We start from the raw sequence: 14,523 nt of genomic DNA on the forward strand, positions 1-14,523 counted from the left end.
GAAAAAAGGAGTTGATTGACTCTCAGGCGCCCAAACAGCATGTGCCCAAATTCCCTTGACATATTGGCGCTTAATGTGTTAGGATTGGTCACCCTTAGCAAAAAAGGGCTGATGCAAGGTCGAAAGCCCGGCTAAAACTCATCTCAGATTTTCCGCCGGGCTTTCGTTTGTACGCAATAACCCGAGGAGGTCTACATATGCCCGTATCCGCGAAAATAGCCGAATTCATGGAACGTTCTTCATGGATCAGAAAGATGTTTGAACAGGGGGCCCTTTTAAAAAGTCAGTATGGACCTGAAAATGTTTTTGACTTTAGCCTCGGGAACCCCAATCTGGAGCCCTCTCAGTCCGTCAAAACGGCTATTTTACAAGCAGCTTCGGACATATCTCCGGGCGTCCACGCATATATGCCGAACGCCGGTCTGCCGGCTACCCGGGCCGCAGTCGCCAGGAAAATAGCCAGAGACGAATGCGTTGAAATTGACGAAAAGACAGTTCTAATGACGGTCGGGGCAGGCGGCGCCATCAATGTCGCTTTGAAGGCTATCCTTAATCCAGGTGATGAAGTCATTATCCCTAAGCCTTTTTTCGTTGAATACGTTTTCTACGTTGACAACCACGGTGGCAAACCGGTTCTGGTACCGACCAAGGCCGATTTCTCCCTGGATATTGAGGCTATTGAATCTGCCATGACTTCGACGACCGCCGCCGTTGTAATAAATTCACCGAATAACCCCACTGGAAAAGTTTACTCCCAGGCCGAAATTTCCCAATTGGGCGCTTTGTTGGCCACCAAAAGCAAAGAACTGGGCAGAACCATCACGTTGATATCCGATGAGCCCTATCGAGGGATAGTATATGACGGAATTACCGTGCCAAGTGTTCTTAACGCGTATCCAAACAGCATGGTCGTCACATCTTTCTCGAAAGACCTTTCTTTGCCTGGAGAGAGGCTTGGATACATCGCCATGAATCCTGCCATGGAGAACGCCAAGCAGACTTATGACGGTCTGGTCCTTTGTAATCGTATCCTGGGGTACGTCAACGCGCCTGCGCTGATTCAGAGAGCTGTTCAATTGTGTCTGGACGATATCGTCGACGTCGGAGTGTACAAACGACGGAGGGACACGCTTTACAATGCGTTGACCGCTTTCGGATATGATCTGGTCAAGCCTGAAGGCGCCTTTTATCTATTCCCCAAATCGCCCATCGAGGATGATGTGGCGTTTGTCAACCTCCTCCAGAAGAAACTGATCCTGACTGTGCCGGGTACGGGCTTCGGCGGTCCAGGATACTTCAGAATCGCCTATTGCGTTTCGGACGCTACGATTGAAGGGTCGCTGAAAGGTTTTGAAGAGGCTATCAAAGAAGCTCGAAGTTAATTAGAAAGAACTCGATCAAAAGAACAAAAAAAAGCGGGCATGATCCCGCTTTTTTTGTCTCCCGGCGTTGCGCTTCTAGCGTCTTTCAATGGCGTGCAGCTTGGTGCCGATCTCAAGAAGAGCGGATTTCTGGGCGGCTACAATATCCTCCAGGTCTTTAACCTTACCGAGCAATGCCTTCATATCCCTGGATGCGTCCGCGGTTACGGTCTGAGCCTTGGACGAGATGTTCTTTTTCTCTGTTTCCACTCCGCTTTTGAGTGTGCTTATGGATTCTTCCAGGGGCTGAAGTTTTTCCTTTAGTTCGGCTACAGCGGCCTCCTTCACCTTGGGCAGGGTTTTCTTTACGGCGCTGATGAGCTTGGTATTGTTGTCGAGGACTTCTTTTCTTACTTCACCCAAGCCCTTTGTGAGTTCATCCACTCTCTTGTTCATCGCGTCCAGGGACCTTTTTTCCGCAATTGACTCTTTACTGGCTGCGGCGATTTCCTTGCTCTTGGAATCGTATTTCTTCTTTAGATCCGTCAGACTTACTTCAAGCGTCTTAATTTTGTCCTTGACCGCTTCCCTTTCCTTCTGAGCTTCCTGAGCCCAGTCCCGAAATTCCTCGAGTTTACTGTTCAGCGGTTCTACCTTGGTCTTGATTGTCTGAGAAATTCGATCATTTTGATCTTCCAGCCGTTGGATATCAGCGCTGAAATCCTTCGCAGGAGCGAATTTGGTTGAGAATTCCCGCAGATCCTTGTCTTGCTTCTGGATTTTTTTGTCTAACTCGGCGATTCTTGTTTTCAGTTCCGCGGTGTCGTCGGTACAGGCCGAGAACATCATTGTTGCAGGAATCATTAACGTTATTATAACCTTAGTTAGGAGTCTCACAGGAACCTCCATGGCTGGAATTATTAGATGTTATCATATCAAATTTCAAGAAAAACGCAATGATGAATAGTTTAGTTGGCGTGGTTTATCAAATAAATTATTTTTTTCACGTTTCCTCTAGGGCTTTTGAAAGGAACAATTTCTTGACACTTCGCCGGAATTTGCTATATAGTCAGGCCTAATAGTCTATTGTTATTATTATTTTTCGTTATTAACACAAAGAGGTATGGATTGAAGCGAAATTAAATTTGCCTGCGGCGGTTCTTCCCTTTGCGCTCTTTGTGGTCGTTTGTCTCACCCTTTCAGCCACACCGTCTCATAGTTAGGATCTTTCTTCGTGGTTCTCATCAGGGACATGGTGGGACTGGTCGGATTATCGTTTCTTCGCCCCGCGATTAGTGTCCGGCTCTGTCACGCGACATTCCGGCGCAGAATATGATCGGCTAGCGTCTGCTTCAGGACTCAATTCTACAGCAGGAGGGCTTAACTTCGATCCTCAGCCAGAGCCATTCAATTCGTTCATGGCGCAACTACAGGTTGATAGACTTGGACTTCGATTGACTGTAGATGAAGACCTGATTTTTCGGGGGACAATCGGATCTAAAATTTTCACTAATACCCAATCCGCCGCGGATGACTATATAAGCGTGTCCGAACTGGACATCAGTTCAAGTCGGCTGGGCTTTTTCCTCGACATAATACGTAACCCCTTTCTACGTGCGGGAATTGACTTTGAGTGGAATGTCAACCCAGTAACTTTCCGTGACATGAAATTGGCAGTGACCCCTAAGCAGGGTGGCAGCACGATCACCGATTCCAAATATATCCCAACAATTCCCCCTGATCCTACTCCTCCTTGGTACCTCGAAGAGTACCGAATCGACGCTGTATATGGCGTTGGACGTCAACGCCTTCGGCAGAGTAGCAGCGGCCCTGCCTGTCTAGGTCTTCACATGTTCGCTATTCCGGCTCGGGTGAGAGAAGTTCCCATTACGGTACAGGCTAAAATCAATTTCCCCTTTCCTTACTGGCAAAAGATTTGGGGGATTGAGTATGAAGCCAGAATGTTGGGATGGGAGGTGACGGCCGGGGCGAGGCCCGCAGTCTGGGACGCTAGCGCCTTTGGCGCTTAGCACTTTCTCCCTTGGAATAGAAGCAGGTTTTCGGTCCGTAACCCTTGACTCGGATCTCGAGTATTCAGCAAAAGTCCATGCCCAGTGGCAGGGTCCTTTCTTTCAGATCGCTCTGTATTACTGACCCCCTACCCTACATTCCCTCCAAAGGACATCCTGAGCATTTGGGTTTGGTTCCACAATAATTGGAGCCTACAGCTACGAACTGCGCGTGAAAATCATTGTACAAGGCTACATCAGGCTCAATGTTCCTGTGAAAAACCGATTGAGCCTCATCGTAATCCGCTTCCGCGCCTAAAATTCCGTGCCGCCTCAAGACCCTTCTTGTGTAAACATCTATTACAAATATTGGCTTTCCGGCCGCATAGAGTATCATGCTGTCCGCAGTTTCCCTGCCAACTCCATTTATGGAAAGTAATTCCTTCCTGAGGTCATCCACAGAAGCCAGGAACATTTTATCCAGGGACCCGTCATGTTTCTCCACAACATGAGTTATGAAATTCTTTAGCCGTTTGGCCTTGATGTTATAGTAACCCGCTGGTCTTATAATGGTGGCGAGGTCTTCTTCCCGGATCTCATAGAGCCTGAGCGCATCAAGGCGGTCAGCTTCATCAAGATTCGAGATGGCTTTGACAACATTCTTCCACGACGTGTTCTGAGTGAGAATCGCTCCTACACACACTTCGAAAGGCGTCCTGGCGGGCCACCATCGCCTGTGCCCAAAGTGGGCGAAAAGTATCTGGTATATTGACCTCAACCTGTTTTCAATCAATGGAAACACCTCAAATTCCTTGGAGGCGGTCCCGGGAAATCCGGGTTGCCACAGGGACTGAATTTGTAATATGCTCCCTCAAATGACCCCTCAAGACAAGGGGAAGCGGCGCCTATATTAATCCCATGATTCGGAGTCGAAAATTTGCTGGATCTCCAGGTTCTCATCCTGACACTCATGCCTCTTTTTTCAGGCGTCACACCCCAGGAGGCGCCGGGCCTTTCTCCATCCACAAATCTTGTGGGTGTGTCTGACCCCATTACCGCCGATTTTATCGTGGGAAAATGGAGAAAACTGGATGAGTTTTCAAAGTGGGGCGTTACGGACAAGGAAAAGTCACGCGTGGTCCCAAATAACAAATCGCAGGCCTTTCTGGAGATAAACCCGGACGGCACATTTGTAATGAGCAACCTGTTCAAGCCGTCCAAAGGTCGATGGGATCTTACGGCCAAGGGACTGCTTATCTATGACCCCGAAGCCCCTGAGCGTGGGACACAGTTGATTCCTGTAAGGAAAAGGGATGCAAACAAGGTGTGGCTACTTCTACCGTTTTCCCGCGGATCTATTGGAATCGGGATGGTCAGGGACACATCCCCGCCGAAACCAGGCAAGGCCGAGTCCAAGTAACTCTAACCTCCCACAAAATTCAGGATTGAATATCGGCTATTTCGACGAGATTTTCTTGGTCGCCTGGAGACGAGCGTCCTTATATATAAGCCTCTCGATAATCTTTCGAACTTCTTCGTCTTTAACCAGGTTGATGTTGCTTCTGGATATTCTTAATGATTTCTCGTCGGGCTCAACTTTGGCCGACGAGGGCGCAGGTTGATCATTGGCCTCTTTTAGCTCCCCTCGCCGCCATGAAACCTGGCCAAACCTGATTTCCCGGATTTTGGGAATTCCAGGACCAAGCCAAGCGTTCAACTTGTCAAGCAGAGTTAGTCTGATGGCTGAAAGCTCATTCATCCACACGGACGAATCTACAACAACATAGAGGGTGTCACCAACCAGTCGTTCAGCCCTGGCGTGTTTAGCCACCGCAGACGCGACTATTTCAGGCCACCTTACTACAATAGACTGGCGGGCCAGAGAAGAACTCAGCCCCATTTCTCTTAGCGCGCCGTTCAGGATTGATCCCGCGGCCTGAGGAAAAGTCCTTTTCCTGATCTTCATGAGGGGCTCTAATTTAAATATTTCCTCGGGGATCGCTTCTTTCAACGACTGCTCGCAAGGGATCAAGCGCAGTCCGAAGGGTCTCCCTGGATTTTTGAAACAGCGTGTTCAAGCGCTTTGGCTATTGCGTCCAGATTCTCTACAGCTCCCCTTGGACTTCCCGGAAGGTTTACGATCAACGCCCTTGAGCGCACTCCGGCTATGGCTCTCGAAAGCATAGCGTGGGGGGTCTTACGAAGGCTGGCCGCTCTCATTGCTTCCGGTATTCCAGGGATAAGACGCGTGATCACGGTCTGGGTCGCCTCGGGAGTTACATCCCTTGGCGCCAGACCTGTGCCGCCCGTCGTCAGGATCAAATCCGCGACGTCTTTATCAGCCCATTCAATGAGCTGTCTGGATATGCTTGTCTCATCATCAGGACAAATAGCCGTGTCCACGATCCGCCATGACAAAGATCGAACACTGTCGATCAGGGCCGGGCCAGAGGCGTCCGGTCTGATTCCTTCCGATGACCTGTCACTAACAGTTAACACCGCTACACGAAGCATGCTCATGCTCTATCGCTCCATGACTGGACACTGCGTCGGTAATTTCCCAGGGAATTCCTCTTTGAAAATCCCTGACCTGCATATCGACAGCTTCTAGTTCCTGCCTCAGAAAAACGGCTGCTTTCCAGGGATCGACCTTGGACCCGCAGGTAAAGATGTCGATAGCGGCGTAGCCGTACTCAGGCCATGTATGTATGGTTAAATGTGATTCAGCTATAACAACGACACCTGAAACCCCTTGAGGGTTGAAGTTCTGAAACGCTGTCTTCAGCACTGTAGCCCCTGCGACTTCCGCCGCGGTGGCCATAATTTTTTCAAGGTAATCCATGTCGTCTAACTTTTGCCGGTTACAAGAGCAAAGCTCGATCAAGAGATGAATCCCTAAAGCTTTCATAGTCATCCCCCGTACCGAGTGGACCTAATCGCCTCTCGAAATATTATACGGATATTACGATTCTACACCCACCACATGCCGGGTCATCAGATCCGGAGTCATGAGCGCCTACACTTGAGTTTTCGGCCTTTGCCGGTTCAATGAACCGAAGCGCCGGCTCAAAAAGCCGATTGAGAGGAACCGCGTTCCTCCAACCCAGTGGGACTAGGATCTCAACCTTACGAGGAGGCGATCTAAGATCTCCCCGCTCAGGCAAACCCCTCCGTCAAACGATTTTTGAAGTGTGGAAATTGAATGACAGGGACGGACGCGACTTGAGACGTAGTTTTGCCCATAAAGCAATGGGGAACACTCTGTCGTCAAGGAAATATTCCAGTTCATAAGCCGTCCTGTTTTTATGGATCGTTATCATACCTTAACCTAGAGTTTATGCCGCTCCACACGACTAATTGTCAAGGAAAAAGATCCATACAAAATGAAATCTTTTCCAAATGTATTCATAAAAATTGTCCCGTCAATCATTTTTTTATTCAAACCGGAGGGTTATCCAGATTTTTTTAAAGATTCTTCATGAACGTCAGGAGCCTTGAATTGCCTGATGCGCACGTAGCATCTGGGGCAGCGCTTCGCTGTAGGCGCTATCCTGTGACGACATTTCCAGCAAAACCTGGGAGCCTCGGGATCAAGTTCGGTCAGGTTAGATCCGCATCGCTCGCACTTTTCCGAAGATTCGGGTGTATACGCCTCGCAGGAGGGGCAGACAATCAATAACGCGTCACCCAAATAAGGATAAGGGGAAAGTCTGGTCAATCTCCTGACAAGATAAACCGCCACCGCCGCAAGAACCAGCAACAACGGAATGAGGTTAATCTTTGCCCTGGCCGGGTCCAGGGCTACCACAAGGTTGTAAGAGCCGTGAAACAGTACCGAGACCAGAAATCCCCGCAGGATGATCCATATTTCTCCTGACGGGACAAATCTGGCGACCCCCAGGGAATAGCCCCAAACAGCGGAAAAAAGAAGATGGGCCGGGGTGGAGTAAAGCATTCGGGACCAGAGAATCTCCGGTCCCAGGCGTAATGTATACAGGGCGTTTTCAATCGCCACAAAACCTAGAGCCGCGGTAAGGGCATATATCAGGCCATCCATCGGACCCCGGAAATCCGATCTTCTGTATGCCCCCACCCATACAGCCAGCAGCTTGAAAAATTCCTCTATCGGCGCTATCAGGACAAAGCTTGCGAACAATGACTCCTGGAGTGTCCCCTTCTTCAGTGTCGCGTCAAAGGCATGCTCCAGAATCGCTGCCGGGATAGTAAAAGCCGCGGACCAGACGAACACCCGAAAGACGGTCTCGAAAGACTTCGCCTCGTTACGGTTAGCTATGAAGAAATAAAGCAACCATATTATTCCGGGCGCTATTCCCACCAGAGCGTATAAGAATTCTATGACTGTGGCCCTCGTTTGACTTTCTTTGCGTGACCGTATATCACGGATTTAAGAGGCCGCCAAGCTGGACGCCTCAAACGGAGACATGATTTGTCATCACATTCCGAACAGCTTCAGGAAACATATGAAAATCCGGTGGAATTGGTCCGGATCGAAAATATCGTCAAGACTTTCCCCATAGTCCAAACTTTTTTTCGACCGGGCAAACTTGTCGTCAGAGCTGTAGATGGAGTTGATTTATCCATTACCGAAGGTGAAACCCTCGGTCTTGTGGGAGAATCGGGATGCGGAAAAAGCACTCTGGGAAGACTCGTTCTCAGGCTCGAAAAACCGGATTCAGGGAAAATATGGTTCGAAGGTCGCGACATTGCCGATATCCCAAACAGCGAGATGAAACATTTACGCCGAAGGATGCAAATAATATTCCAGGATCCATATTCCGCTCTTAATCCTCGACGCACAGTCAAAAGCGCAATTATGGAACCCTTGACGATTCATCACATTGGATCAAGGAAAGACCGAATTGATAGGGTCAAGCAGCTAATGGAAGAAGTCGGTCTGAGAGCGGAATTTGCCGAGAGATACCCGCACGAGTTTTCGGGAGGGCAACGTCAGAGAATTGGAATCGCACGGGCCCTTGCGCTCAATCCCAGCCTCATTGTGGCCGATGAGCCGGTTTCAGCTCTGGACGTCTCCATCCGCGCTCAGGTTCTCAATCTAATGGAAGATCTCCAGAGGAAGTATAATCTTACATATCTATTCGTTTCTCATGATCTGTCCGTGGTAGAGCACATATCGGATCGTGTGGCGGTGATGTATCTTGGCAAGATAGTGGAAATAGGCCCTAAACGCGCCATATATGAAAATCCTCTCCACCCTTATACTGAAGCCCTTCTGAGCGCAGCCCCCATACCTGACCCGGAAATTGAGCGTCATCGGATCATCCTGGAAGGAGACGCGCCTAGCCCGATCAGTCCACCATCCGGATGCCGTTTTCATCCCCGGTGTCGGCTTAGGATAGAAATATGCCCGCAAATTACGCCTGTTCTGAAGGAAATGGGCAGTGGCCATAGCGCAGCGTGTCACGTGAGGGCCCCGGCGATTTAGGGTATACTTATGAAAAACAAAGCCCTGGATCGATTTGGTTTAAAGTTCCGTTGGGAAAACATTTTTCATTCAAAAAAATATGTTTATCAACAGATGTTTATAAGTATACCTCCAAAAATAAAGGGTATTTTAGGCGCCTCCTGAGATTACGGTCGTTTACACTTTTTGTTGATTTTATTGGCTTTTTTTGTGGCGCCCTATAATGGTACAAAGTGCTTTTCGTTGGGGTCATGCGTCCGGTTACCAAACTTATCAACAGGATTACACACCGGTTATCAACAGCTTCTGTGGATGTTCATTCTCATGCCTATGGTATTGCTTGCAAAAGGCCGCGAAATATGGTCTTGATTACTGCCGTTGATTATTTTGGGCAGTGTTCAATGTAAAATGTTATCTTTAAGCTTTTCAGAGATATAGATGTCGTTTATCAAGGAATTTATTCTTTCAATTAGCATCATCAACCTTATCGATATCGGCTTGATCTCGTTCATTCTCTATTTCGTCGCCATCTGGTTCAAGGGAACCAGATCTATGCAGATCCTGGTCACGCTCATAGGAACAGGCATATTCTATTTTCTGGCTACCAAGATGGGGCTGATCCTGACTTCGGTTTTGTTTCAGTATATATGGGCGGCGATCCTAATTGTGCTGGTGATTGTGTTTCAGCCGGAAATCCGGCAGATGTTAGACAGGGCTTCACCGATCAGACACTGGAGAAACAGGCGTTATCCGGATGCGGATTCAGTTCTGATCGAAGAGATCGCCGACGCCGTCACTGAACTGGCCCGCCAGAAAACCGGCGCTCTCATTGTTTTCCAAAGGCTTGACGGTCTGGACAATTTAATAGTAAAGGGCAAGGAATTGGATAGCGCCCTGTCGGCGGAATTACTCCAGGCCATTTTTCAAAAGAATTCTCCGCTCCATGATGGGGCGGCTTTAATATATAGGGATCGTATCAAGGCAGCGGCCTGCATCCTGCCATTGTCCCGCGCCGAGGATCTGAGCGCGAAATATGGGACCAGGCATCGTGCGGCAATTGGAATTTGTGAGAGGTCAGACGCGATTTGTGTCGTCATATCGGAGGAACGAGGAGAAGTTTCTCTTGTAGATGGGACCCAAATCACGCATTTCAAGAAGAGGAGCGAGTTCACTGAGGCCATTGATAAAAGCCTTTCGAATCACCGTGGCGCGGCAGGGGAGCATTCTCCCCGAACATGGCGATCCATATTCTCTTCCAACTGGCGTCTGAAGCTGCTTTCGGTAGCTACGTCCATATTTCTCTGGTTCCTCATAGTGGGTCCTCAACGCTCGGAAATCGGGATTTCCGTCCCGATTCAGTATACCAATCTTCCGTCTTCCATGGAAATTGTGGGACCCTGGATGGACAGGATAGATGTTCGCGTGAGAGGATCATCGTCCGGCCTGGAAAGCTTGAATCCCGGCGTTGTTAGGGCTGTGGTCGATCTCAGCAAGGTTACGCCCGGCCTGAATTTTTTTAGAATGACTCCAAACAGTCTCCAGGTTCCTCCCGGCATAACAATCGCCCAGATCAGGCCGTCAGATCTTCAACTCAACATTGAAGCGGCTTCTGTTAAGGTTTTTAAAGTTGTGCCGACAATTATCGGGGTCTTGCCGGAGAAGAGCAAAATAGTGGTGTCTCCTCCTGATGTCCGTGTCAGAGCTTCACAGGGAGACCTTAAAAAGCTTGTGTCCGTCACTACTGATCCGGTTAACATCTCCGAACTGGCCTTGAAGCAGCAAATGAAAGTTCCTGTCGCTATCAAACCAGATGGACTGAGAATCGATTCAATTGAGCCTATTCAGGTAACAGTAATCTTCGAGACGGAAAAACCTTGAAAGACGCTGATTATTCATCAACAAACTTTAGGTCAAGCCTGGTTCATCCCTTGAATACCGTGGTCCACTCCGCGCTTGAAACTGTCGAAGCCTTTACTGTGGCGCTGTATCTGAAATCCAGTATTGACAGGGCGTTTCGTTTAATTTCCCACAAGACTCTCAGCAAGCATTTCACCTGGGACATCCCGTTACTTCCGGAAAAGAGCCGAATAGTCGGTTTGGCGAGGAAAGGCTCTATCAGTCACGAGACTCACGCAAGCGTTCCCCCATTGGTCCAGGAGATCTATTCAAGACCTGAACCGGTTCTCGCAATGCTGATAGCGCCGATTGCGGACAGCGCATTACTCATCGTCGACACCACGGAATCTCCCGCCTTTCAGCCAAGCCAAATCAAATTTGTTCAGGGTCTTGCCAGAACCATAGAGGGGATTCTTGGCCTTGTGAATTCATCAGAAGGTGTGGAAACATCACGATCCGAGTTTTCCTCAATTGCCGAACTTCTTAATGAGTACCGCCTGGCGCCGAATATTTCCGACACCTTTTTTGATGGCATGGTGTCGAATCTGGTCAATAAAGGCAGATTCGATGGGGCGCTAATAGCCACGGTCTCAATCTCAACTATGATGTGTCGTATTCGTTCGGTTACGGGTTTCTCCAAATCCCTGAATAAGGGGCGCATTATCAAAATTAGGCCGGGTTGGGCGAAATGGGCCATCGAGAACCTTCAATCGGTTGTAATGGGCAGTCCCAAATCCGGCGAGGCGTTCATACCGATCTTTCACACGGGAGAAGCGTTAGGCTTTCCTGTCAAGAGCGCTGTAATAGTCCCCTGGACTAGGGATCAGGGAGTTGATGGGTTCCTGCTTCTGGCGGCCCGGAAAGAGGATCCTTCGCTCGACAAGGACAGGGGAGTATGGGAGTTCCTGGGGTCAGTCCTGGCCATAGTGAGAAGAAACATTGTTAATGAGAAGTTACTTAAGGCGGTCCGTTTGTACGATGGGGAATCCGGCCTAATGAACGAGAGTTTTTTCAGGGCGCAAACCCTGATAAAATTGTCACAGCTTTCAGGGGAACGCTCCTCTTGTCTGTTGATCCTGGTTCAAATTGAAAATATGGACTCGATTTACCTTGAGCACGACATTTCAAGAATCAAACGCTTTCTGACTATTTTCACGGAGAAACTTCTCAATCTGAGCAAGCGTAAATCCCTGGCCGGCAAATTCAGGACAGGCGGCTTCGGCGCTTTCATTGAAAATGTTCCGCTGGATGAGGCCACTGAGATAATCCACAGGGTTCAGGGCCTTTTCAGTTCTGAAAGCACCCACGTTGACGGAATTGAAATATCTCATTCCGTAAAAATCGGCTGGAGCCATTTTCCCACTGAGTGCAAGAGCTTCGAAGAGTTGTGGCGACAGACGCTTGCAAGGTTGTCCAAGAGCAAGCCGTTTACAAGGCAGGCCCAGGGTTGGACTAACCTGTAGATTGAGAATAGGCGGATTCAGTTTTTTGCGTTCCCATTAGACGCCCTGACCGAAATTCGCAACACAGCGACATCTTTTGAGACAAGGACAATATTATGGCTGAGACAACATTGCCAATGCTTACTATTGATGACCCATGGAAAGAATTACGGAAACAGTGTTTTGGAAATGTTGAGCCCGAAGTCACGCTCGAAGCGGTGACAGCGCCGCTTGACGCCTTTGGGAGGCTCGAAGAAACACGGGATTTGTGGACCAGAATTGAGACTCTTCCGGCGTGGTCGGCGGCTATCAGTTATGGAAGCAGGGAAAAGATGGCTGACGATCCGGATCGAAAAAGGGCGCTAAACAAGAAATTAATAAGCCTTGGTCATTTGACGCCGATTGAGTCAGTCCAGTTCAACTTTCACGTGTCGGGAATTTCCAAAGCGTGTGGGGCTCAAATCTCCCGCCACAGGATCGGCCAGGGTCACGTGAGTTCCAGCAGAAGATTCCAGGCCCAGGGAATTTCGTTTGTTTATCCCATTCTGAACTACATTACGGAAGAAGAGATTGTCAGAGACGCTCTGAGGCGCCTAAGCGAGGCCAACGAGAAAGCGTTCGAAGTATACGAGAATCTCCGGGATTCCAGTAAATTGCGCAAGGAAGACGCACGGAGGGCCATACCTGTGGCTTCATCCCAGGAAAGGATCTGGTGGATTAACGCTCGGGCGCTTCGCGATTTTCTCCGACTCAGACTCCCAAAAGACGCCGAGTGGGAAGTCAGAAGAATCGCTGTAAGGCTTTACAACCTGGTGACGGGGGTCGCCCCTTCCCTCTTCGAGGATGTGGTCGTCAAATAGCTCTTGACCGCTCCGACCATTTCGGGAGCGTCGCTGAACGACTCCAGTTCCTCATGATCCGGCCTCCTAACTACTATCAATTTACATCCCCGGCTTTGCGCGGCTCGAACCTTTTCCTCAACCCCGCCGCGCGAACCGCTGTCCTTAGTCACCACCGTTCTCACGCCGAATTCCTTGATGACGCGAATATTATCCTCGTAAGAAAACGGGCCTTGACCAAGGATCATGTCTCCCGGCGCTATTCCATTATCGGCCAGCGTTTTTATGGATTCAGGGTTAGGGAGCGCCCTTACCACCAATCTTACGCTTGTTTCACTTTGGATCCATGCGTAAAGACTTATATTTCTGACGCCTATCGTCAGCAGAATCGGACCTCCCGCTGCCAAAGCCTTTGTTGCGGCGTCCTGGTGGCTATCCGCGAAAATTATGTCAGGACCTTCCGGGACAACTGTATCTCTTGTCAGTCTGAAATATCTTATCCCAAGCCTTCTGGACACCTTTATAGCGTTCCTTGTAACTTCCTCCGCGTACGGATGGGTAGCGTCCAGCAACGCGATAGATCCACTATTCAGGATCAAGGCCTCCATTCCAGCCTCATCCAGACACCCCCGCCTTACAGTGATCAGTTTGGATTCCGGAAGATCCACCGGGATTTCGGTGGCCATTGAAAAAATCAGCGGTAGTCCTTCCTTGATAAGGAGCCTTGAGAGATCTATGGCGTCTGACGTTCCACCCAGGAGTAATATCATGTCATTTTTCCGAGTATTCGTTAAGCCGGCTCAACTTTTGCCTATCGTGAGAATCACGGCTTTTGTGATCATTCCAGCAGGTCGGGATGAACCATTACAACCACCGACCTGGAACTCACTCGAAGGCCCTCCAGTTTCTCACATGAAACCTCACGGACAGTTTCATCCTCGAGAGTAAGATTTTCAAATACAAAGATCCTCCTGGGAGCGGGGTACATCTGGAGGAATTCCTGCAGCCATTTCATGGAGCCTAATCTACCAAGCAGGACCGCGATCTTGGGTTCCACGGCCAATGACCTGCTCAATTCGTCTCCCGGGTCAGCCATGTGGGCGCTTATGATCCTGGCGTCAGCCCAATCGAGGGCAAGCCTTGCAAAAGCTACATGCGCGGAGCTTATCCCAGGAACAAACCTGACCTCATCCCTGCCGAATCTCTTTACAATCATTCTGGCAAAACTAAAAAGACCTGGATCCCCGCTGACCAGCACAGCGACCGGACCCATGGCTTTGGCTTTTTCAATTTTGTCCAGGGCCGCATTCATCTCAGAACCCATGACCAATCTTTCGGCGCATGAATCCGGAAATAATCCCAGCAGCCTTTCGGTCCCAACTATTGTTGTAGCCCTTTTTACCGTAGAACCGGCTGCGCCTGAGATATAGTCCGGTGAACCCGGACCACAACCAACCACCATTATTTTCGGGAGTTCCGCCATAAGTCTCCATGGTGGGCGCCATCACTGAGTCCCGGTTTTCTGACCGGAAC

16 protein-coding genes are annotated in these 14,523 nt (G+C 49.3%); 7 read left to right on the top strand and 9 right to left on the bottom strand.

Translation table 11 applies throughout. The annotated features are described in order from the left end of the window. The first annotated feature begins 197 nt into the window (after window positions 1-197). Window positions 198-1,382, top strand: a complete 1,185-nt coding sequence (locus tag WC647_04625) for a pyridoxal phosphate-dependent aminotransferase (protein ID MFA6221577.1) — start codon at window positions 198-200, stop codon at window positions 1,380-1,382. A gap of 75 nt (window positions 1,383-1,457) precedes the next feature. Here the strand turns inward: WC647_04625 and WC647_04630 are convergent, their stop codons facing one another. Next, window positions 1,458-2,258, bottom strand: a complete 801-nt coding sequence (locus WC647_04630; protein MFA6221578.1) for a hypothetical protein — start codon at window positions 2,256-2,258, stop codon at window positions 1,458-1,460. Between the two features lie 521 nt (window positions 2,259-2,779). Between WC647_04630 and WC647_04635 the strand changes: the two genes are divergently transcribed. Continuing rightward, window positions 2,780-3,391, top strand: a complete 612-nt coding sequence (locus tag WC647_04635) for a hypothetical protein (GenBank protein MFA6221579.1) — start codon at window positions 2,780-2,782, stop codon at window positions 3,389-3,391. 133 nt (window positions 3,392-3,524) lie between these two features. Here the strand turns inward: WC647_04635 and WC647_04640 are convergent, their stop codons facing one another. Next, window positions 3,525-4,163 carry an endonuclease III domain-containing protein gene (locus WC647_04640; protein MFA6221580.1) on the bottom strand — a complete coding sequence of 213 codons (639 nt, stop codon included), beginning with the start codon at window positions 4,161-4,163 and terminating at the stop codon, window positions 3,525-3,527. 144 nt (window positions 4,164-4,307) lie between these two features. Between WC647_04640 and WC647_04645 the strand changes: the two genes are divergently transcribed. Then, window positions 4,308-4,790: a hypothetical protein gene (locus WC647_04645; GenBank protein ID MFA6221581.1), complete on the top strand. Its 483-nt coding sequence runs from the start codon at window positions 4,308-4,310 to the stop codon at window positions 4,788-4,790. A gap of 36 nt (window positions 4,791-4,826) precedes the next feature. Here the strand turns inward: WC647_04645 and WC647_04650 are convergent, their stop codons facing one another. The 5 genes from WC647_04650 to WC647_04670 all read right to left on the bottom strand — a co-directional run bounded on the left by WC647_04650 (window position 4,827) and on the right by WC647_04670 (window position 7,679). Further along, the gene (locus WC647_04650; GenBank protein MFA6221582.1) at window positions 4,827-5,336 is read right to left on the bottom strand and encodes a DUF721 domain-containing protein; all 510 of its coding nucleotides are present in this window, start codon (window positions 5,334-5,336) and stop codon (window positions 4,827-4,829) included. A 62-nt stretch (window positions 5,337-5,398) separates the two neighbouring features. Further along, window positions 5,399-5,890 (bottom strand): MogA/MoaB family molybdenum cofactor biosynthesis protein, encoded by a 492-nt coding sequence (locus tag WC647_04655; protein ID MFA6221583.1) that lies wholly within the window; start codon window positions 5,888-5,890, stop codon window positions 5,399-5,401. Next, window positions 5,856-6,278 carry an adenosylmethionine decarboxylase gene (gene speD / locus WC647_04660; GenBank protein ID MFA6221584.1) on the bottom strand — a complete coding sequence of 141 codons (423 nt, stop codon included), beginning with the start codon at window positions 6,276-6,278 and terminating at the stop codon, window positions 5,856-5,858. The genes WC647_04655 and speD overlap by 35 nt, the downstream gene beginning before the upstream one ends. Window positions 6,279-6,321: 43 nt before the next feature. Next, entirely contained in the window at window positions 6,322-6,534 is a 213-nt protein-coding gene (locus tag WC647_04665; GenBank protein ID MFA6221585.1) for a hypothetical protein, read from the bottom strand. Window positions 6,535-6,821: 287 nt separating this feature from the next. After that, window positions 6,822-7,679 (bottom strand): PrsW family glutamic-type intramembrane protease, encoded by an 858-nt coding sequence (locus WC647_04670; protein ID MFA6221586.1) that lies wholly within the window; start codon window positions 7,677-7,679, stop codon window positions 6,822-6,824. 138 nt (window positions 7,680-7,817) lie between these two features. On the opposite strand from WC647_04670, the gene WC647_04675 reads away from it, so the two are divergent. From WC647_04675 to thyX, 4 genes are all read left to right on the top strand, one after another. Further along, window positions 7,818-8,834 (top strand): dipeptide ABC transporter ATP-binding protein, encoded by a 1,017-nt coding sequence (locus WC647_04675; GenBank protein ID MFA6221587.1) that lies wholly within the window; start codon window positions 7,818-7,820, stop codon window positions 8,832-8,834. Window positions 8,835-9,251: 417 nt separating this feature from the next. After that, the gene (cdaA, locus tag WC647_04680) at window positions 9,252-10,691 is read left to right on the top strand and encodes a diadenylate cyclase CdaA (GenBank protein MFA6221588.1); all 1,440 of its coding nucleotides are present in this window, start codon (window positions 9,252-9,254) and stop codon (window positions 10,689-10,691) included. Beyond that, on the top strand, window positions 10,688-12,172 hold the full coding sequence (locus tag WC647_04685; protein ID MFA6221589.1) for a diguanylate cyclase: 1,485 nt from the start codon (window positions 10,688-10,690) through the stop codon (window positions 12,170-12,172). Before cdaA ends, WC647_04685 begins: the two co-directional genes overlap by 4 nt. Before the next feature lie 95 nt (window positions 12,173-12,267). After that, complete coding sequence (gene thyX, locus WC647_04690; protein MFA6221590.1) at window positions 12,268-13,011, top strand: FAD-dependent thymidylate synthase; 744 nt, start codon at window positions 12,268-12,270, stop codon at window positions 13,009-13,011. On the opposite strand, the gene cobK is transcribed toward thyX, so the two are convergent. Continuing rightward, window positions 12,954-13,760 (bottom strand): precorrin-6A reductase, encoded by an 807-nt coding sequence (gene cobK, locus WC647_04695; protein MFA6221591.1) that lies wholly within the window; start codon window positions 13,758-13,760, stop codon window positions 12,954-12,956. The genes thyX and cobK overlap by 58 nt on opposite strands. Window positions 13,761-13,828: 68 nt before the next feature. After that, a complete protein-coding gene (gene cbiE, locus WC647_04700) occupies window positions 13,829-14,473 on the bottom strand; it encodes a precorrin-6y C5,15-methyltransferase (decarboxylating) subunit CbiE (GenBank protein ID MFA6221592.1) in 645 nt (214 codons plus the stop codon). Window positions 14,474-14,523 lie beyond the last annotated feature (50 nt).

The sequence above is a fragment of the Desulfomonilaceae bacterium genome (assembly GCA_041662605.1).
GTDB lineage: Bacteria > Desulfobacterota > Desulfomonilia > Desulfomonilales > Desulfomonilaceae > CAJBEZ01.